Source organism: Lachnoclostridium sp., assembly GCF_031997925.1.
Taxonomy (GTDB): Bacteria; Bacillota; Clostridia; order Lachnospirales; family Lachnospiraceae; genus Lachnoclostridium.
In genome coordinates this window covers 56,797-75,848 of the sequence record NZ_DAMADT010000010.1, presented here as the reverse complement: position 1 = coordinate 75,848, position 19,052 = coordinate 56,797, and the positions used below count along the sequence as shown (strand labels likewise).

Below are 19,052 nucleotides of genomic sequence, written 5' to 3'. Positions count from 1 at the left end.
TACTCCTGATTCAAATTACAACTTAAGAATTGCTTCTTTAAAATCACATACGGTACGTTTTATACTCTCTATTTCTTTTCCAGTAACAATTGCGCCAATCATAATACCACTTACGCCCACTTCATCTAAAATAGAAAGTTCACTTGGTTTAATCTTTCTTTGTGTAGGAATTACTACAGGTAAACCACTTTCCTTACAAAGAATACGATAATTTAAGATATCTCGACTATTGAGATCATCTCCATATCCTTCTGGATGGACAATGGATGCCTCTAACACATCTACTCCAATTTCTTTAAACACCTTAATCTCTTCCAAGCGATAGCTATAATCACAAGCCATCATACGGTATACATCTTTACTTTGTAAAACAGAGATAGGCATATGGTGTCCATAAAGAGATATGAATTTAAATCCCATCGCTGCTGCCTTGTCAAAATCATTATTTGCAATTACAGTTTCTCCACCGAGAACAATTCCCATAGGTCCTTTGGCATTCGCAAGCATTTCCTCAAATTTCTCTTTTTCCGTATCGATGCTTCCAAAATGTGTTTTACTTGCCCTGTGTTCCACATTGATGTGAACTTTCACAACATCTGCACCGTATTCGAATGCTACCTTAGCAAGTTCTGGATCATTTGATGGCAAACTCATAATAAGAGTCATTGCCTTATTTTTTAATAAATCAATATAATCAGACATTTTATCCTCTATTCTGGCGCTTTAGCGCCTTTTCATAACGATAGCAACTTTTGTGAACCAGCATAAATTCCGAATGAAATGTTTTTCATTCCATTCCTTTTCATTTTTATAACCATACTCATTTCAAAGTCTGGAGACTTTGAACATAGCTCAAATCTCCAAAGTTAAAATATTTCATTCAACCTTTACATCTGAAAATAAACTGATTCAAACCAGTTCTTCTCAGCCATCAGCGCAGCTGCCCTTGGAAAATAACCATCTTTTATCTCTACCAGCTTTATATGAGGTTTTTTATCAAAAACCTCTTTGGTGCTGTTATATCCATAAAGGATTGTCTCTAGAGATAAAAAGCTCCTAATATTCTCAAGCATCTCTTGATCTGCTTCAATGTCTCGCATTGTTCCTGCAAGGTTACATTCCCCTCTTAGAATTTTACCATCGCTATAGATTCCTACTTTATTCTTGTAGAAGTCACAGAGAAACATAAAATTTTTCAATCCCACTGCATTGCCTAATAAACTCTCAAACAAAGTAGCATTATTCATCTTGTGGTCAATGTAGGTAGGTAGAAAAAATTTTCTCTCTACCAATTCTTTTAGATGAACATTGTGCCAATTAATTTCACTGCTTGTCGAAATAACCCCGGAATGATAATCAATTTTTCCCGTTGCTGAAAAACCAATCCCTAACATGTTTTTACAAGAAAATTCATGCAGTATCTTCTCAATTGTTTCGTAAACAAGAATAATCATCGGTTTTGATTCCAATGGTAATAACTCATAATTTTTTAATACATTTCCGCAAAAATCCACAACGTTTGCTTCCACACCATTTTTGTCTATGCATAGACCAATAAAACAGCCATACTCTGCATTAATCGAATAAATAGATGGACATCTTCCGCCGATAGACTCTTCTACCCCATTCGCTCTAACAACGTTGATTTCACAAAGCTTATTAATACTTTCTGAAAGAGTAGAATTTGATAAATTTGTATAATTGGCCAAATCCATCTTAGTCCCCCTCCCCATCGAAAGCAGACTCGTCAAAATCCTATTTAAATTATTCACTTTTAATTGTTTTACATTTGTGATATCCATCTTTTTATTCCTTTTCTTTTTACAGACCTCGTAATAAGTGTTAAGGTTATATTAAACTGGTTTTCCAGTAATGTCAACACAATTTTAAAATTTTTTATTACTTTATTGTGCATTTCGTCTAGATAATATGTTTTAACTCTGAAATACATTTGTCATTTTTTTATTTTATTCCTGTTTTTTCAACCTTTGTAAAAAGTTTTAAGATATAAAAAAATAAGAGTTTGCTTTGCAAACTCTTATTTTGGACTTTCCGCTTTACGGAATTACACTACTCTACTCTTTCGGCACATTACTGCATTGGTAGGATTATTGCACAGCAGTTACTGCAAGGTTATTCGAAATATTCCCAATCATTTCTGAAGATAAAATACAGGAGTAGAGCTTTAAAAATGATAGGAATGAAATCTAAGCTTAAAAGCTGTATTATTCCTCCAATAACACTTAAAATAATATAAGTTATTAGTGCCCATTTTCTTAACTTGAGAATAAAAAAGGCAACTATAATCTCGAGAACACATAATAGAATTGTCACTATTGATAATGCTACTGCACCTGTTGAAAGCTCGTTATTTCTAAATAGGCTCAGCAGCAAGATTGTTGCGAGAATTAAGTCTAAAGCAATAACGAAACACATGAAAACTGTTACTCTTGTACTTCGAAATGATTTTGGTTTAACCTCATAATTCTTAGGAATCTGTACATTTGAATTGTCATAACCGCATAAAGAGCACCTTCCATTATCATCGCCTTTCCCAGCACATTTTTCACAAATCACAAGAATTCCTCCTCACACAGAATATAAATTTTCCCACTTTACAATCGATAACTATAGCGAAGTAAATCAAATTTCAATTAATCTTATTATACATTTCTAAATATTGGAAGTCAATCAGCGCATCAAAAGTGTGTAGAACCGATCCTATATGAATTGGGCATTATAACTTCCACACATCCTGCACACATGATTTCTAGCAACAAAAAATCGCAAACCCTTGATTCTTAAGGATTTGCGACCATTTTTAATTAGGCGTGAGACGTGATTCGAACCATAATCCTATGCTACAAATACCGAACAGAAAGGGGTTCTATCCACTTCTGATTTAAGTGCACATCTTTTGTTTACGGAAGAAATATAGAATAACACCGATTAATATTGAGAGTATGAAAACAATTCCCCAGATTTTCCAAGCATTATTTGTTCCTCCTCCACCTTGGTCTACACTATCAGCATTAAATATCATGGCAAGAATAAACCCTCCCATATATCCTATAATAGTAGCTATTGGAATTATTCGATTTCTAAATATTACAGAAATAACAATTGTTATCAAACCAACTATTGCTAATGCATTTGGCCATTGCTTCATTCCGTGTAGTCCAAAAAATGCATATCTACATAGCCAATATGAAAAGCCGTAACATCCAAGCATAATTATACCTGATATAAATGGATTCTTTGTGTTCATTAGTTTCAAACCAAATTACTCCCATTCTGTAACTACCTATTGATTGGTTCAAATAAGCAAACTATTATGAATTAATCGTTTTATAATATAATAGCATTATTACTATTTCATTATTTTTTTAATTAGTTTAAGATTCTTAACATTGTACGGTGCATAACGTAATGGTATATCAAATATATTTTTATTTTTTAACACACTTTTCTCATGTGAAAATGTATGGATGCTATATTCTCCATGATAATTTCCCATACCACTGCTACCAACACCGCCAAATGGCAAGTTGTGATTTGCAAGATGCATAACCGTATCATTTACACATCCCCCACCAAAGGAAACCTCTTTTAACAACTTTTGGATATATGTTTCATCCTGACTAAATATATAGCAAGCCAGTGGCTTGGCACGTTCTTTAACGGTACGAATCGCTTTATCGATATTGTCATAAGATAAAATCGGAATTATCGGTCCAAAAATTTCATCTTTCATAATCTCACTCTCAAAGGTAGCCTCTGTAAAGATAGCAGGTTCAATTTTATTTGTTTTCTCATCACTGCTGCCACCTATTTTGTTAGCTTCTCTTTGAATAAGTCCTTGTAATCTTTCGAAATGATCTTTGCTTATAATTTTGGGATAATTATCATTTTCTAATGGATTACCATACATACTACTTATTTGCTTAGTCATCTGTTCTATTAATTGCTGCTTCACAGTACTGTCAACTATGACATAATCAGGTGCCACACAAGTTTGCCCTGCATTTAAAAGTTTCCCCCATATAATACGCTTTGCTGCTAGTTCAATATTAGCACTCCTATCTACAAAACATGGGCTTTTTCCACCTAATTCCAAGGATAATGGGGTTACATGTTCACTTGCTGCGTGCATTACAATCTTACCTACACGTTCACTTCCAGTAAAGAATATATAATCATACTTTTCATTTAAAATTTCATCATAACTATGCTCGTCACTGACACAGTATGCGTACTTCGGATCAAAAGTTTGATTGATAATGTCTGTAATGATAGCAGTTGTATTAGCACTATTTTTAGATGATTTAATCACAACACAATTTCCTGCTGCCATTGCACCCACCACAGGTGCTAATGCTAATTGAAATGGATAATTCCAAGGCGAGAGCACCAATACGACTCCATATGGCTCTAATAAGGTAAAACTCTTAGCCGGGAAATGTGATAATGGGGTCTTAACCTTCTGTGGTTTCCCCCACCTTATCAAATGCTTTCTTGCATAACGAATTTCATTTAGCACAATGCTAACCTCAGTAAGGTATGCCTCATATTCTGATTTGTTCAAATCCTCTTTAAGTGCCGCATATATTTTGTCTTGGTTTTGTATAATTGCAAGTTCCAATTTCTTAAGCTGTTCCTTTCGAAATTGAATATCCTTCGTAACATTACTAAGAAAAAACTCTCTTTGTAAAGAAACAAGTTGCTTCATCTCCATATATCTCTCTCCTTAATATAGCAAACTTAGTCCTATAAAAAACATTCCATAATAGTAGGTAGCAAGATTAATGACGTGAACAGCCTTATACTTCTTCTCATAAAAATAAAGAAATAAAATGAACGTGTCCGAAATAAGGAATAAAGTTGCCCCTATACTAAGTAACAAATTTTGAATACTAAATTGTGATAACACAAGATGCATACCTTTTGAGAATAACATTGCTACCATAAATGAATATGCTACTATTAATTTTGTAAGCTTACCTGTATTCATTTTATCTAATCTCGTTAATCCTATTGTAATAAATATTGCTAATATCGGAAATATCATATCTACCCAAGTTACTTTCTGCATTATGGAGAACGCATAAATAAAGCATACATGCCCAAATGCAAACGTTAGTAACCCCATAATAAAAAGGGACGGTTTTCCCGTAACTTTCGTATTGGTTTCTTTTACATCTCTTTCAATGGTGGCATTATAGAAACCAAGAACAACATCACCAATAAAACACAACAACAACGCTGGTAGTAAATATATTAAAGTTCTTATGTTTGCCCCATAATAGGCACAAAATATGGACACCGCAAGAAATCCAATACTATTGATAGTTTTTACTATAACATAATATTTTTTGTATTTTAAACTGATTGTTGCCAGCATGAGAAAGGTAAAAAGAATTGAATACAGTACAAACAAAAACAAAGGTTGAATTAAATCCATAAAAACACTCCTCCAGGTATAATAAAGTCATAACAAAAAGCTATGCTAATTCACTTAGGTATCTACCATCTAGACTATTATACTATATCACAATCCTATATTTATTACAAATATCTTCCATCGATACTCTTATTTTCATAAGGCGACTAAAAGATATCGTATTCTTCTAAATTACCACAAAATCGAGTAGAACCGTCCTTATATGAACGGGCTTTATGACCGGATGAGTACGTAAAAGGATGTTGCATTCATCCTGCACACATGATTTTCAAACAAAAAAAATCGCAAACCCCTGATTTAATGAATTTGCGATACTTTTTTTAATTAAGATACGAGACGGGATTCGAACCAAAATTCCATCCTAAGAATACTGAAAAGAAAGGGGTTCCATCCACTTCTGATTTATGTATTAGAATCTGAAGATATTTGACATGTCTGATTAGTTGTTACCACGTAGATAAATTGAAATTTATATTAACTCATATGAAAACAACTGTTTTGCAGGATGAAATTCAATTATTCCAATTCGCTCAATTATCTGAATTAAATAATCATCTACGCCAATATCTGCCATACCTCTCCATAATAATCTAATTCTCTCATCTGATTTTTTGTCAAAATACGCCACGACTGCAAACGGCATAATATACCTCCACGAATTCTGATTGATTAATGGTAGAAGATATTAAATTCTTAATTATAGTATTTTATTCGCCCAATCAACTATCATCATTTCAACAAATACTATATTCCTTTGATTAGAGTTTGATAATCTAGATTGAAGATCTTTCATTTCTTCTAATAACTTTTTTCTTTGTTCATCAGAGTACTCCGTAAAAATCTTTACTTTATTATCATTAAACTTTTTGACTATATAGTTTAACTCTTTTGTATTATGATACTTTAATAAAGCTATAAAAGCTTCATAATCAGGATCTATACCGATAAAGTCTTCATTATCTCGCGTAATTAGTGTTAAATAATTGTTCTTATCAATTTGTTTGCTTTCAATTGTGAAATCAGGCTCATCTTTCTCTTTGTCTTCAAACATGTTCTGTAATGTTAGTAATATGTCTCTTTTGTCCATTTTTTGTCTCCATCGATTAAGTGGTTTTTGTAAATATTGTTAAACTATACTTTTATTCTATAATATAATGCTGTATATATAAATTGTCAATTGGATATGTAATATCATATGATTCTAAGCTAAGTAATTACTCATCGATGAATTTATTAATTATTGATTGACAAATTGGATTGGTAATCAAAACCTTTAAAACGGAAAAACCTCAGAGACCTTGATGAACTGTTTGAACATTACCAGAACCCGCATAGAAATGAGGGTTTTCAATCTCTGATACTGGTTGCACCTAACTATTTATTAAACAATTGTTAAGTTCCAATATTCTATCACCAACATCTTCAGGGCAATGAGCATCCGATGCTGTAATGATTTTCACATTATTATTTTTCATTATTTTTAGCATTTCTTCATCCATACCTAGCGTAGCTGTATTAGGACAACGTCGAAATACTCCACTATTTTGTTCTGCGTACATATTATTTTTTGAAAGCTCCTTTGCTAAACTATCATAATAATCCGTTAGAGAATATGATGGTTTTTGTCCAAAAAGTTTAATCGAATCGGGATGAGCTATACCGTCATATATGCAACTTTGAGCAAGTGAAATAGATGTTTCAAAATATCTATGATATATTTCATCGACATTAATTCCATTCCAATGCTCTTCCTTATGGTCAAAGGCAAAATCATCAACAAAATGAACGCTACCCAACAAGAAATCAAAATCTTTACCTTTAGTTAATTCTACAACTAAATCTTCAAACTCTTTAAAATAGCATATCTCAAGACCAAACTTAATCTTAACAGGAAACTGATTATTTCTGATTTGTTTGATAAGTGACAAATAATTCTCTAGTTTCAAAACACCTGCATTTCTATGGAACCATGTATCTATATAATCGCTATATGCACAAACAGAATCATACATGGGAACAAATTCTTCAAACCGATAACAATGCTCAAGAAGCCAAATCTCATCTAATTGCTTTTCAACTGCTTTGATAACGAATTGATTTACCCATTCATGCGTATATTCTCCTCGTTCAATATGAATATGACCATCTACCATACTACCACTCCCCTATTTATAATTTATTGAAGGAAATACCTTAATGGTTTCCAATTTTTTTCCAACTTAATAATATCATATTGGGTAAAATAATTAAACTAAATTTTTCAGTAGTCTGTGTACACCAATTATTAATGCGTATCATCTACACTTTCTTAAATGGTGTATACCACTTTGAATAAATATAATTTCATTCTTGTATGTAAAAACAATCAAGTGGGCTGAATGAGATGCTGATTACAATATAAAATCATAGCAACAACTGATAATCCAGAACAAGTACTACCTCGAAGAATGCGGAATCGAAACAATGAAGCTCCATGCTGCGCATGGATCCTTCGTTGTTTTAATGTGTGGATGATGCAAAAGCGTCGCAGACCCCTCGGAGAGCGAGCAGGTCAGTCGTTAGACTGCCCTAGTGAGTTAATACAGATAATCTGAATTTAGGTAAATGAAAATCATTTTCTGAAAAAATGAAAAAAATACTCCCTTTTAAATTCGGCTGTCATTCTAATTAATGAAACAGATTAACAAATTTATAAAGGAGGAAATTTTTATGGCAAATGTTTGCATTGTAAGACATCAAGGCTACATAAAATCAAAGAGATGAATGTCTGCGTCAGAAAGAACATGAAAAAGTAGTGCACATACGATGCACATATCAGCGTAACAAAAAATCCCTTGAAATTCAAGGGATTTTGTAAGCACGAGACGGGATTCGAACCCGCGACCCTCGCCTTGGCAAGGCGATACTCCACCACTGAGCCACTCGTGCATTCATATTCTATGTATTCGTCGTTTGCCGAATGCAAGATATATGATACTATAGGATTGCGGTTTTGTCAATGCTCTTTTCAAACTTTTTATTTTCCTCTTTGTGGCACTTTATGACTAGCTCAATTGCTCTTTTAACAATCTAAAATCACTTCTATCATAATCAATTAAGCCTTCGTCTTTTAGCTTACTTAATTCATTTGACATGGCACTACGGTCAACACATAAGTAGTCTGCTAATTCCTGGCGGTTAAATGGTATTGAAAATATCTTACTATTACTCTTAGCTGCCTGTTCGGATAAGTAAGATAATAGCTTCTCTCTTGTAGAACGTTTTGTCATATGTTCCATCTTCTGTGTTAATAACACATTTTTAACGGCAAGAATTTTCATCATATTATGAATGAGGCTGGTATGAAAATAACAGGAACTGGAGCATGTAGTTACGATACGACGATAATCAAGAAACATTACTGTACAGTCTGTTATGGCTACTACCTGAAATGGTAACCTCTGTGACCCTGCACAGGCAAATGCCTCGGCAAACATATCACCAACCTCAAGATTTGATAAAATATTACGATTTCCCATAATATCTTCACGAATGATCTGCCCTCTACCAGACAATATAATTCCTAGATGAGAAATTACCTCTCCCGCTCTTAAAATAGTCTCATTTTTTAAAAAATTCTTTTTATTCGCTTGAAGGCATCCTAGCATACCTCCAATATCTTTCTGTTCAATACCTTCAAATAAAGAAATATTAGTTAATAATTCGATATAGGAACTTATATCCATTGGAATAACCTCTTTCATTCTGTCCTTATAATCCATCAAAAAAACAGCCCCTTTCTAGCTTTCGTATATAGCTTTATATTTTCACTTTCATGTCAAGTTGACACATCAAGATTTCCTTACTACAATAATACATTAAGAATAGCTTATTATTGTTGTTTTTACAACAGACATTTTTATATTCTTAACTTATATTATATACATAACATATTTCAAGTTAAAGTGTAACGATTATAGCATATATTTTGGGAGGATATTATGATTAGAACAATCATTAAAATTGATGAAGAAGCTTGCAATGGCTGTGGTTTATGTGCTAGTGCCTGTAAAGAGGGTGCTATCGCTATAATAAATGGAAAGGCAAAGTTAATACGTGATGATTATTGTGATGGTCTTGGAAACTGTCTGCCAGTTTGCCCTACCGGAGCTATAGCATTTGAGGAAAGAGATACTTTAGCCTTTGATGAAGAAGCAGTGGTGAAACATATGGAATCCTTATCGATTGGGAAACAATTAGAAAATGAGACTTCAAAAGAAGTAAAGCCATGTGGATGCCCTTCCAGTGCAGCAAAAGTTCTATCTCATCATACTGCAATGAATCGTGACATCGAAATAGAAAGTAATTTACGTCAATGGCCAGTTCAAATTAAATTAGTTCCCGTAAATGCACCTTATTTTGAACAAGCGAATCTATTAATTGCAGCAGATTGTACCGCTTATGCATATGGAAATTTCCATAACAAGTTTATGAATAATCGCATTACTTTGATTGGATGTCCAAAGCTTGATGATGTTGATTATACGGAAAAACTTACTGCAATTCTTGCAAATAATAATATTAAAAGTGTTCATGTAGTTCGTATGGAAGTTCCATGCTGCAGAGGTATTGAAATAGCTGTAAAGCAAGCTCTACAAGCAAGCGGAAAGTTTATTCCATGGCAAATAACTGTAATTGGAACAGACGGATCTATCTTAGAAGATTAAGTTTACAAGTAATATAAAAATAAAATCTGACCATTTTCTGAGCAATTCATATCACTCTATAAAACTTTCTTGCTCCGAGAAAACAACAAGCTGTTATCAATCTCATTTCCTTTGATAACAGCTTGTTGTTTATACTTTTATACACTTTGGTACTATTTTGATTGTCCTCTTACTCCAACGGAGCTTTTATTAATTACTTGATTATTTCGTCCTTTACCATTACTATTCTTTGCATTATTGGCTCCTGTAAAGGAATTCGCATTTTTTGACTTAAATATCTGACTTAAATCCACTTGATTTTTATTCTTACTTCCCATACCCATACCTCCTCATAAAGCTCATATTCATATAATTATAGAACAAATAGTTTTGCCAATCTAGGTTCCTAGATCTCTATCTTGAAGGCAAAGACACTTTGTCTAGGCGATATACTTCGCCTTGCCGAACCTACAGGGTGAGTGCATATCCCTGATAGTTTTAATTTATAGCAAATTGCAGAGCAATTTCGTATATATTAAAAAAGCACTTCTGAAAATTACAGAAATGCTGTCGTTCCTCTTACATTTTCTAATCTAACATTCTTTGTTAAGAATGGTTTTAGCAAAATGATATCTACATGTGAACAACAAACATTCTGAGTTAATATATGTACGATTTTTTACCATGTTGTTCACCCCTTTCGACAATCGAGAAAAAGTATGCTTCACGAACTTGTCCTTAATAATGTCATTTTTTACTACTATACTACCTTCATTTTTTGATGTCAAGTGTTTCTTCCTTGTCAAAAGAATTCCCTTTGAAATACAAGAAACTATGGTATAATGTCGATAGACATTTATACTAGTCAAGCAAAGTGAGTACACATAAACATCAAAGTGCTGCTTACCATATGAGCTTGCAAAAATGGTATAATAGTAAATAAAAATAATAAAATAGTAGATTTCATTCCGATGAAATAACGAAGTATTTTGCGCTATTTACCGATCTACAAGATATTATGAAATCTTAGGAGGAACAAACATGAAACTCGGATTTATTGGCTGTGGCAATATGGCGACAGCTATGATTAGTGGCATGATAAATAATCATATCGTAGAGGCTACAGATATTATCGCATCAGATGCCTCTTCACAAGCACTAAAGAATGCGGAAGAAAAATTAGGTATTCTGACTACCTCAGATAACCTTGCTGTGGCAACAGGTGTGGATGTACTTTTCCTTTCTGTAAAACCTCAATATTACGAAACTGTTATCAAAGAAATTTCACAAGACATAAGGAAAAGTACCATTATAGTTACCATCGCAGCTGGACAAAGTTTAAAACGGGTAGAGTCTTTATTTGAACGTACCTTAAAACTAATCCGTACTATGCCAAACACCCCTGCATTAGTATCCGAAGGTATTACAGCAGTATGTAGAAATGATCAAGTGACAGAAGAAGAATTTGCACTTGTTATGAACCTTCTACGTGGTTTTGGTATCGCTGAAGAGGTGTCAGAACACCTAATGGACGCTGTAGTTGCAGTAAGTGGTAGTTCACCAGCTTATGTCTTTATCTTAATAGAAGCAATGGCAGATGCTGCTGTAGCTGAAGGAATGCCAAGAGATAAAGCCTATCGTTTTGCTGCTCAAGCTGTACTTGGAAGCGCAAAAATGGTACTTGAGACAGGCAAACATCCTGGTGCTCTAAAAGATATGGTATGTTCTCCTGGAGGAACCACAATTGATGCTGTCCAAAGCTTAGAAAAGACTGGATTTCGTAGCAGTATCATGGAGGCTATGAAGGTCTGCGCTGAGAAGTCTAGGAAATTATCCTAGTATCGTACAAGATATGATTTCAAAACCCTCCATTATACCACCAGACTTTTATCTTATGTCATCCTAGTGGTAACGGAGGTGTTTTTTTCCAGTTGCAATGAAGAGAAAAGAAGTTTCAGAGTATTTGCAGCTAACGATGGATACGTTAAGAAATTGGGAAATGAACGGTCTACTTACTGTGAAACGGAAAGAAAACGGATACCGCATCTATACACAAGAGGATATCAATCGATTAAAAATTATCCGTTCACTTCGGTGCGCGAACTATTCCTTGGAATCCATACTAAGGATGCTGAATGCATTATCCAAAAATCCAGCAACTAATATCAGGGAAGTCCTTGATACTCCCCCACTAGAGGAAGATATCGTATCCGTTTGCAATAAGTTGATAACTTCATTAAAGTCTGCTGAGTCGAATGCGAAACAAATGAAACGTCAGATTGAATCAATGAAATATAAATTTTCATAAACTCTACACTTTAACACCAACCTTTTGGTTGGTGTTATTCTTTTTATGATCCATGTGCAATTACCATAAATGATAAATTTTCTTTTTTATGGTATGCAACTTGGAGCCAATGGAGCAGGAAAAAGCACAACGATTGAATGTATCTTGGGAATGAAAAACAACGTTTGTTTGTTATTCTTGCCCTCATACCAAATTCAATCTTAGTTCCTTATAATTATTAAATCTTAGTTCCAATCACTCTACAAAAAGTAAAATTCCCTTCATCAGCAAGGAGCATCTCTACATCCCCACTTCTCCTTAACAATCCAGCATCTTTTAATGTCTTATCCCATAATAGCCAATTTTCATATCCATTCGGCATTGTATCTGCTACCTCAACCTTTACTTGGTCAGAATGTTCCCATAATTTACGCCACCATTCTGGTGTATGATGCGTATACAAATAAGGTTCCCAATAGGGTTTTATTGAATCTGGGATCTCATCTTGGAATTCCTTCAGTACGGACGGAACAACGATACCTATTTGTCCATTTGGTTTTAGATAAGATAAGATTTCTTCCAAATACATTTCATTCGTTCCAAAATAATGGTAAGCATCTAAACTCACAATAGCGTCAAAGAATCCTCTAGCAAAGGGAAGTTTCATTGCATCTGCCTGGATTGGAGTTACAAGATCTTCTACCTCCATTTCTTTTATACGTAGGAAGTTATCGGTGGCATGAATCCATAAATCTATAGAATACACATTCACTCCGAATTCTTTTGCTAAGAATACCGAACTTAACCCTTTTCCACAGCCTAAATCAAGTACTTTCATTCCTTTACTAAACTGCATCTTCTCAGATAAAAACTCAGCTAGCCACATAGCGTTAGGACCCATTTCATTTTCGCTGACCCATTCAATATCGTAGGCAGACGATCGTGGAAACTGTTCTAAACTTAGCATTTGCTGCACTCTCGCTATCGTTTCATTCATAGATACCTCCATTCTAGGATGAAATAATCATCTTTCGGTTTATTCAAAGGAGACGTTATGCTTCTTACATGGACTAAAAAAAGCACACCAAGGCTTTGTGCCGGTGTGCTTTTTCCTACTACATGCTGTGTTACAAATTCGTTACCAGTATTCTCTATTTATAGTCAAAGCGGATATTCGCAATCTGCTTACAGCTACTTGCTCATAACCTCATTGTCACTACGTGGCATTTAAATAGAGCTTGAACTCCTGCTGAAACAGGCAAGTTCCTTCCTTGATGGGGTTAAATACTAGTACAACTCGTATCACTTATTTTTAAATGTTCCGGACATTTGTTTAAGAATATTATAATACATTCTCTTAATATGTCCACTTATTTTTACCTTTTTTTGGTGTTATTCTGAAAGAAAAGATTTTACTCTCCGTCGACTACAACACCTTTTTGTAGAATTATGTTAGCGTATAGGGCTTTTTCCCCAGTTGCTATAATGGCATATGCTTTTTTCGCTTCTTCATAGAATGCAAATCTTTCGATCGAACCAATCACATTTTCCCCACGGTTGTCATACTGACGAACAATTTGCTTGTATTCCTCCCAAATTGGGGTCTCTACCGTATCCCCCGGAACTTTCTCCATTAGTAAAACCGGTCTATCAACGTAGGTATCTAGAGGAAATACAGTTAAAATCGCGCTTAAGAGACTTGGTACATCGTGCCCATCGCATCGTATTACAATCGCATCTTTTCCAACGGATTGTGCTGGAAAATTACCATCTGCTATAACAATTCGGTCACTGTGTCCCATTTCACATAAAACCTTTAATAATTCTGGTGACAAAATTTTAGGTATTCCTTTTAACATAACAGCCCTCCAGTTATTTTCGTAGTAAACACTACCATGAAAGTTTATTACTTACTTATTTAGTGTTCTTCTAACAACATTTCTCTGTAATGGGAGATACACATTTCCTTCAGTGAAGAGATGTACCTCTTCCTTCAGTGAGAATGTACATCTTCCTTCCATGAGAACGTACATCTTCCTCAATGAGAATGTACATCTTCCTTTAATGGTAGATACACATCTTCCTTCCATGAGAATGTACCACCACTCGTTTTCTACTCAAACTTACAATGAGATAAAAATCTCTGATATGCCTCCGACCACTTTTGTTCCTCTTGTGGCTCATAACATATCATATCTTCTGAGTTTCGAATACATTCTCTGGCCTTTGTTAAGTCACTGATTTCACCTAAAGCAATCAATTGAAGTGCAACGTTTCCATAAACGGTTGCTTCTGTTGGTCCTGCAACTACCTTCTTGTTACACGCATTTGCAGTCAACTGACAAAGCATACGGCTATTCGTACCGCCCCCAACCATATAGATTGTATCATAGTTTTTCTGTGTACAATCCTCAATTTGCTCCATCACATAACGGTATTTCATAGCCAAACTTTCGTTGATACAACGGACAAATTCACCGATTTCTTTTGGGATACTTTGATTTGTTCTCTTACAGTACTCACGGATTCTCTCAGGTATATTACCAGGAGCAACAAACTCCGGCGCATCTGGATCAATGAAAGCTAGAAATGGAGTTGCCTTCTGTGCTTCTTTTTCAAGTTCCGAAAAACTATAAGTTAGACCTTCCCTTTCCCACTGTCTTCTACTTTCTTGAATCAACCAAAGTCCAATAATATTTTTCAAGAAAGAAATCTTCCCACCATAACCGCCTTCATTGGTCATGTTATATTTTTTTGATTTTTCAGAAATCAAGGGTTCCGCAAGTTCTGTTCCGAATAATGACCAAGTACCACAGCTGATGAATAAGAAATCTTCCTCGGTAGCAGGAACAGCCACCATTGCACACTGTGTATCATGACCAGCAACAGCTACCACACTGGCAGGCTTTATCATTAACTCATCTAGAATTTCTGTTCGAATCGGAGAAAGAACTGTTCCAGGTTCTATGACCTTTGTTAGAATGTTTTCTGGCAATCCAAGCGACTGAATTATTTCCTTCGACCAAATCTTTTCTCTTGCATCAAGCATCTGAGTGGTAGATGCAATCGTATATTCGCTTGCTTTTACACCAGTTAAGAAATAATTTAGTAAATCAGGCATTAATAGAAGAGTTTTCGCTTGCGACAATAGTCTTTGTCTTGAATATTTAAGAGAAAGTAATTGAAATACGGTATTAATCTCCATAAACTGATTCCCGCTCAGTTCATAAAACCTTTCCTTATCGTACTGAGAAAACGCAAGTTCAAACATTCCTTCCGTTCTTTTATCGCGATAATGAACCGGATTTTCTAATAAGTTTCCATCTTCATCTAAAAGTCCAAAATCAACACCCCAAGTATCAATTCCTACGCTGTGGAAATCAACCTGAGCTGCTTTTTGAAGACCAATTTTTATGTCATGCATCAGACGCAATACGTCCCAATATAACGTCTGATTTAGCTGCACCGGTTCATTTAAAAACCGGTGCAGTTCCTCTAACTTAATTCGTTTCCCATCAAAACTTCCAAGGATCGCTCTTCCGCTAGAAGCTCCAAGGTCAATGGCTAAGACATTTTTCCCATTTTCCATGAATTAGCGATACATAGGACCATAAGCTGCGCAAGCTCTGTAATCCTGTCCTTCCTTATCCATTCCATAAGCATTCCATGCAGCTGGGCGGAAAATCTTCTCCTCTGGGACATTATGCATTGCTACTGGAATTCTTAACATGGAGCAAAGAGTAATTAAATCTGCCCCAATGTGTCCGTAACTAATCGCGCCATGATTAGCACCCCAATTATTCATAACATCATAAGCTGTCGTAAATGCACCTTCGCCTGTTGTTCTTGGAGCAAACCAAGTACAAGGCCATGTATAATCTGTTCTCTTCCATAGAGTATCGGATACTTCGTCTGGAAGTTTCACTGTGTAACCTTCTGCAATCTGTAACATTGGACCAAGTCCTTTTACAAGATTTAATCTTATCATAGTACAAGGCATCTGCGCTGTAGTTAAAAATCTTGAAGAGTATCCGCCACCACGGAAATATCCATTATCAGCAGCATTCCATGTAGTTGCATTTAAGATTGCTTCTTGATCTTCTTCATTAACTTCATACCAAGGTTTCATCACGCCATTACCGGAAGCATCTTTTGCTTCACCGCAGGCATCAAGACAAGCAGCACCAGAGTTAATTAAGTGAATGATTCCACCGGATTCTTTCGCTACTCCCTCAAGGTCATAACCAGTTGCTTTCTTTACCGCCTCTGGGCTCCAGTAAGTACGAACATCAGCAAAAATTTGAGCTGTATTTGTTAATAGTTTACTAAATAGCATGCCAAGACCGTTTAATACGTCATTTTCGGTTGCTAAAATATAAGGCTCTCTTGCACCATTCCAGTCAAAGGAGGTGTTAAGTAATGCTTCTGGGAAATCACAGTTTGGATAGAAATCAGTCCATTGACGCTGTCCCTGGAAACCTGCTGCTATCGCATTATGACCGGACATCTCCTCTTCACAGCCTTTAGGAAGATTAGCATTACCATTCATTAAATCTTTAATGATACACATCATCTTCACAACAAACTCCCAGTCTTTTTCTTTCTGTTCTGGAGTTTTTTGAACTTCGCTTGGATTCTTATCAAATCCTTCCTTACATTTCTCCTTCGTCCATGCAAGTGCCTTCTCATATTCTTCTTTATCGTAAATCTCTTCTGTCATACGACGGATAATCTCTACCTCATCGACAGATTCAACACGCATTCCAAGATACTCTTCAATAAATGCTGGATCAATAATAGAACCACCAATACCCATACAGATAGAACCAATCTGGAGATAGGATTTACCTCTCATGGTTGCTGCGGCTACTGAAGCACGTCCAAAACGAAGTAATTTCTCTTTTACATCCTCTGGGATTTCTTTATTATCCGCATCCTGAACATCATGTCCATAGATACCAAAGGCAGGAAGACCTTTTTGAGCATGGGTTGCTAATACCGATGCAAGATAAACAGCACCTGGACGCTCCGTTCCGTTAAATCCCCAAACACCTTTGATTGTCATTGGGTCCATATCCATAGTTTCTGCGCCATAACACCAACAAGGTGTAACCGTTAAGGTAATATCTACACCTGCTTTTTTAAATTGTTCCGCACAAGCTGCTGTCTCTCCTGCTCGTCCGATGGTGGTATCCGAGATAATTACTTTTACCGGTTCTCCATTCGAATAGCGAAGATTCTCCTCAAATAATTTCGCTGCTGCTTTTGCCATTCCCATTGTCTGTTCCTCTAAGGATTCTCTCACCTTAAGATATCCTCTTCTTCCATCAATGGTTGGTCTGATTCCGATAATCGGATACTCACCAATTAATCTGTTTTTTGCCATATGTAACTTCCTCCTTTTATATTATGAAATTTTTTATGTTTTTTTAAGTAGGTACAAACAAAACATGTAACTAGTGTGAAGTTTTAGAATTTCTTAGGCGGCGTCTTTTGGCGCCTTAGAAATTCCGTGAGAAAGAAATTTGTCTTACTCACTTTACATTTCACCCTTATTATAATATTTTACGAAGAAGTAATCTTGTGTTATAATAGCATAAAAATATAACAATATTCACAGAAAGGGTTCTTATGCAGGACATTAGATATCATGAGTGCAGACAAAGGGGCACCGTAGATTTTCCAATAGAATATCACTACGTAGACCATACACATCCGCAGTATGAGATGCCTTTCCATTGGCATATTGAATATGAAATTATTCGGATTTTGGATGGGGAATTTGGGCTGTTTCTCGATGGAACAGAATATCTTCTTCAGAAGGACGATATCGCTTTTATTAAAGATGGTAAACTACACGGAGGTTCACCAAAAGATTGTACTTATGAATGTATTGTATTTGATTTTAATATCTTACGTCAGAGGAGTTTTCTAACCGATTCATTCCTAAAAAAAATAGCGCATCAAAAGATTAGTATAAACCCGGTACATAATAGATCATGCATTACATCTCCATTGATTACGATGTTTGATGCAATCCGATCAGAAGCGGAAGGATATGAACTATCTGTATTAGGTTCTCTGTTATTATTTTTTGCAGCTTTACAACTGAATGAATGTTACAGCGAGGCAGAGGAATCTGAACTAAAATCTCAAAAATCCATCGAACAATTAAAAGCTTCTTTGGAACTTATTGTAACCGATTATGCAAAGCCTCTAACCTTACAGGAGCTATCGAGAGTCTGCGGACTCTCCCCAAAATACTTCTGTCGTTTTTTTCAGGAGTATACGAATCGAACCCCAATCGATTATCTAAATTATTATCGGATTGAACAGGCTTGCTATCAGATTAGCCAATCGGAAGATACGCTAACCGATATTGCATTTCGTTGCGGATTTAATGATTTTAGTTACTTTATTAAAACATTTAAAAAATACAAAGGGATTACTCCGAAAAAATATCAGATGATGTGGAAGGAGTAAGGATATTTTTAATTACCAATCAAAAATTGATGTAAAAATAAAACAAATACAAAGGCCTCCTAACTTTCCTATATAATATATAATGATATTGCTTACTAAACTGCAAAAAAATATTAGTGGTATTTATCCCACTAAT

The 19,052-nt window shown here is 35.0% G+C and carries 18 protein-coding genes, 1 tRNA gene and 1 pseudogene; 4 read left to right on the top strand and 16 right to left on the bottom strand.

What is annotated here, in order from left to right; genetic code table 11:
• Positions 1 to 15: 15 nt before the first annotated feature.
• The 11 genes from RTP52_RS08940 to RTP52_RS08890 form a co-directional block, all read right to left on the bottom strand.
• The gene (locus RTP52_RS08940) at positions 16 to 702 is read right to left on the bottom strand and encodes a hypothetical protein (RefSeq protein ID WP_312370659.1); all 687 of its coding nucleotides are present in this window, start codon (positions 700 to 702) and stop codon (positions 16 to 18) included.
• 185 nt (positions 703 to 887) lie between these two features.
• Positions 888 to 1,802, bottom strand: coding sequence for an ROK family protein (locus tag RTP52_RS08935; RefSeq protein ID WP_312107341.1), 915 nt, complete (start codon positions 1,800 to 1,802; stop codon positions 888 to 890).
• 331 nt (positions 1,803 to 2,133) lie between these two features.
• Complete coding sequence (locus RTP52_RS08930; protein ID WP_312370657.1) at positions 2,134 to 2,577, bottom strand: hypothetical protein; 444 nt, start codon at positions 2,575 to 2,577, stop codon at positions 2,134 to 2,136.
• Between the two features lie 325 nt (positions 2,578 to 2,902).
• Positions 2,903 to 3,277 (bottom strand): hypothetical protein, encoded by a 375-nt coding sequence (locus tag RTP52_RS08925; protein WP_312370656.1) that lies wholly within the window; start codon positions 3,275 to 3,277, stop codon positions 2,903 to 2,905.
• A gap of 93 nt (positions 3,278 to 3,370) precedes the next feature.
• Entirely contained in the window at positions 3,371 to 4,735 is a 1,365-nt protein-coding gene (locus RTP52_RS08920; RefSeq protein WP_312370655.1) for an aldehyde dehydrogenase, read from the bottom strand.
• Between the two features lie 12 nt (positions 4,736 to 4,747).
• Positions 4,748 to 5,461 (bottom strand): lysoplasmalogenase family protein, encoded by a 714-nt coding sequence (locus RTP52_RS08915; protein WP_312370654.1) that lies wholly within the window; start codon positions 5,459 to 5,461, stop codon positions 4,748 to 4,750.
• A 469-nt stretch (positions 5,462 to 5,930) separates the two neighbouring features.
• Complete coding sequence (locus tag RTP52_RS08910; protein WP_312370652.1) at positions 5,931 to 6,104, bottom strand: hypothetical protein; 174 nt, start codon at positions 6,102 to 6,104, stop codon at positions 5,931 to 5,933.
• Between the two features lie 54 nt (positions 6,105 to 6,158).
• On the bottom strand, positions 6,159 to 6,548 hold the full coding sequence (locus tag RTP52_RS08905; RefSeq protein ID WP_312104816.1) for a hypothetical protein: 390 nt from the start codon (positions 6,546 to 6,548) through the stop codon (positions 6,159 to 6,161).
• A 283-nt stretch (positions 6,549 to 6,831) separates the two neighbouring features.
• A complete protein-coding gene (locus RTP52_RS08900) occupies positions 6,832 to 7,614 on the bottom strand; it encodes a PHP domain-containing protein (RefSeq protein ID WP_312370650.1) in 783 nt (260 codons plus the stop codon).
• A gap of 703 nt (positions 7,615 to 8,317) precedes the next feature.
• Positions 8,318 to 8,389 (bottom strand) — tRNA-Gly (locus RTP52_RS08895).
• A 116-nt stretch (positions 8,390 to 8,505) separates the two neighbouring features.
• Complete coding sequence (locus RTP52_RS08890) at positions 8,506 to 9,222, bottom strand: Crp/Fnr family transcriptional regulator (RefSeq protein ID WP_312370731.1); 717 nt, start codon at positions 9,220 to 9,222, stop codon at positions 8,506 to 8,508.
• Between the two features lie 219 nt (positions 9,223 to 9,441).
• On the opposite strand from RTP52_RS08890, the gene RTP52_RS08885 reads away from it, so the two are divergent.
• Positions 9,442 to 10,167 carry an ATP-binding protein gene (locus RTP52_RS08885; protein ID WP_312370648.1) on the top strand — a complete coding sequence of 242 codons (726 nt, stop codon included), beginning with the start codon at positions 9,442 to 9,444 and terminating at the stop codon, positions 10,165 to 10,167.
• Positions 10,168 to 10,319: 152 nt separating this feature from the next.
• Here the strand turns inward: RTP52_RS08885 and RTP52_RS08880 are convergent, their stop codons facing one another.
• Positions 10,320 to 10,484: a hypothetical protein gene (locus RTP52_RS08880; protein ID WP_312104809.1), complete on the bottom strand. Its 165-nt coding sequence runs from the start codon at positions 10,482 to 10,484 to the stop codon at positions 10,320 to 10,322.
• A gap of 703 nt (positions 10,485 to 11,187) precedes the next feature.
• Between RTP52_RS08880 and proC the strand changes: the two genes are divergently transcribed.
• Both proC and RTP52_RS08870 read left to right on the top strand, forming a co-directional pair.
• Positions 11,188 to 11,985 carry a pyrroline-5-carboxylate reductase gene (gene proC, locus RTP52_RS08875; protein ID WP_312104806.1) on the top strand — a complete coding sequence of 266 codons (798 nt, stop codon included), beginning with the start codon at positions 11,188 to 11,190 and terminating at the stop codon, positions 11,983 to 11,985.
• Positions 11,986 to 12,082: 97 nt separating this feature from the next.
• A pseudogene (locus RTP52_RS08870) lies at positions 12,083 to 12,454 on the top strand (MerR family transcriptional regulator); the annotation flags it as partial.
• Between the two features lie 217 nt (positions 12,455 to 12,671).
• On the opposite strand, the gene RTP52_RS08865 reads toward RTP52_RS08870, so the two are convergent.
• The 4 genes from RTP52_RS08865 to RTP52_RS08850 all read right to left on the bottom strand — a co-directional run bounded on the left by RTP52_RS08865 (position 12,672) and on the right by RTP52_RS08850 (position 17,819).
• Positions 12,672 to 13,430, bottom strand: a complete 759-nt coding sequence (locus RTP52_RS08865) for an SAM-dependent methyltransferase (protein ID WP_312104803.1) — start codon at positions 13,428 to 13,430, stop codon at positions 12,672 to 12,674.
• Positions 13,431 to 13,845: 415 nt separating this feature from the next.
• Positions 13,846 to 14,292 (bottom strand): RbsD/FucU family protein, encoded by a 447-nt coding sequence (locus RTP52_RS08860; RefSeq protein WP_312104801.1) that lies wholly within the window; start codon positions 14,290 to 14,292, stop codon positions 13,846 to 13,848.
• Positions 14,293 to 14,546: 254 nt separating this feature from the next.
• Positions 14,547 to 16,022: a rhamnulokinase gene (locus tag RTP52_RS08855; RefSeq protein WP_312370645.1), complete on the bottom strand. Its 1,476-nt coding sequence runs from the start codon at positions 16,020 to 16,022 to the stop codon at positions 14,547 to 14,549.
• A 3-nt stretch (positions 16,023 to 16,025) separates the two neighbouring features.
• The gene (locus RTP52_RS08850) at positions 16,026 to 17,819 is read right to left on the bottom strand and encodes an L-fucose isomerase (RefSeq protein ID WP_312104797.1); all 1,794 of its coding nucleotides are present in this window, start codon (positions 17,817 to 17,819) and stop codon (positions 16,026 to 16,028) included.
• A gap of 245 nt (positions 17,820 to 18,064) precedes the next feature.
• Here RTP52_RS08850 and RTP52_RS08845 point away from each other — a divergent pair, with 245 nt between their 5' ends.
• A complete protein-coding gene (locus tag RTP52_RS08845) occupies positions 18,065 to 18,916 on the top strand; it encodes a helix-turn-helix transcriptional regulator (RefSeq protein ID WP_312370642.1) in 852 nt (283 codons plus the stop codon).
• Positions 18,917 to 19,052: the final 136 nt, after the last annotated feature.

Bases quoted from the DNA above. Each gene is read 5' to 3' on its own strand.
- RTP52_RS08940 (WP_312370659.1), bottom strand. From the start codon at position 702: ATGTCTGATTATATTGATTTATTAAAAAATAAGGCAATGACTCTTATT.
- RTP52_RS08935 (WP_312107341.1), bottom strand. From the start codon at position 1,802: ATGGATATCACAAATGTAAAACAATTAAAAGTGAATAATTTAAATAGG.
- RTP52_RS08920 (WP_312370655.1), bottom strand. From the start codon at position 4,735: ATGGAGATGAAGCAACTTGTTTCTTTACAAAGAGAGTTTTTTCTTAGT.
- RTP52_RS08915 (WP_312370654.1), bottom strand. From the start codon at position 5,461: ATGGATTTAATTCAACCTTTGTTTTTGTTTGTACTGTATTCAATTCTT.
- RTP52_RS08910 (WP_312370652.1), bottom strand. From the start codon at position 6,104: ATGCCGTTTGCAGTCGTGGCGTATTTTGACAAAAAATCAGATGAGAGA.
- RTP52_RS08905 (WP_312104816.1), bottom strand. From the start codon at position 6,548: ATGGACAAAAGAGACATATTACTAACATTACAGAACATGTTTGAAGAC.
- RTP52_RS08900 (WP_312370650.1), bottom strand. From the start codon at position 7,614: ATGGTAGATGGTCATATTCATATTGAACGAGGAGAATATACGCATGAA.
- RTP52_RS08890 (WP_312370731.1), bottom strand. From the start codon at position 9,222: ATGGATTATAAGGACAGAATGAAAGAGGTTATTCCAATGGATATAAGT.
- RTP52_RS08885 (WP_312370648.1), top strand. From the start codon at position 9,442: ATGATTAGAACAATCATTAAAATTGATGAAGAAGCTTGCAATGGCTGT.
- RTP52_RS08880 (WP_312104809.1), bottom strand. From the start codon at position 10,484: ATGGGAAGTAAGAATAAAAATCAAGTGGATTTAAGTCAGATATTTAAG.
- proC (WP_312104806.1), top strand. From the start codon at position 11,188: ATGAAACTCGGATTTATTGGCTGTGGCAATATGGCGACAGCTATGATT.
- RTP52_RS08865 (WP_312104803.1), bottom strand. From the start codon at position 13,430: ATGAATGAAACGATAGCGAGAGTGCAGCAAATGCTAAGTTTAGAACAG.
- RTP52_RS08860 (WP_312104801.1), bottom strand. From the start codon at position 14,292: ATGTTAAAAGGAATACCTAAAATTTTGTCACCAGAATTATTAAAGGTT.
- RTP52_RS08855 (WP_312370645.1), bottom strand. From the start codon at position 16,022: ATGGAAAATGGGAAAAATGTCTTAGCCATTGACCTTGGAGCTTCTAGC.
- RTP52_RS08850 (WP_312104797.1), bottom strand. From the start codon at position 17,819: ATGGCAAAAAACAGATTAATTGGTGAGTATCCGATTATCGGAATCAGA.
- RTP52_RS08845 (WP_312370642.1), top strand. From the start codon at position 18,065: ATGCAGGACATTAGATATCATGAGTGCAGACAAAGGGGCACCGTAGAT.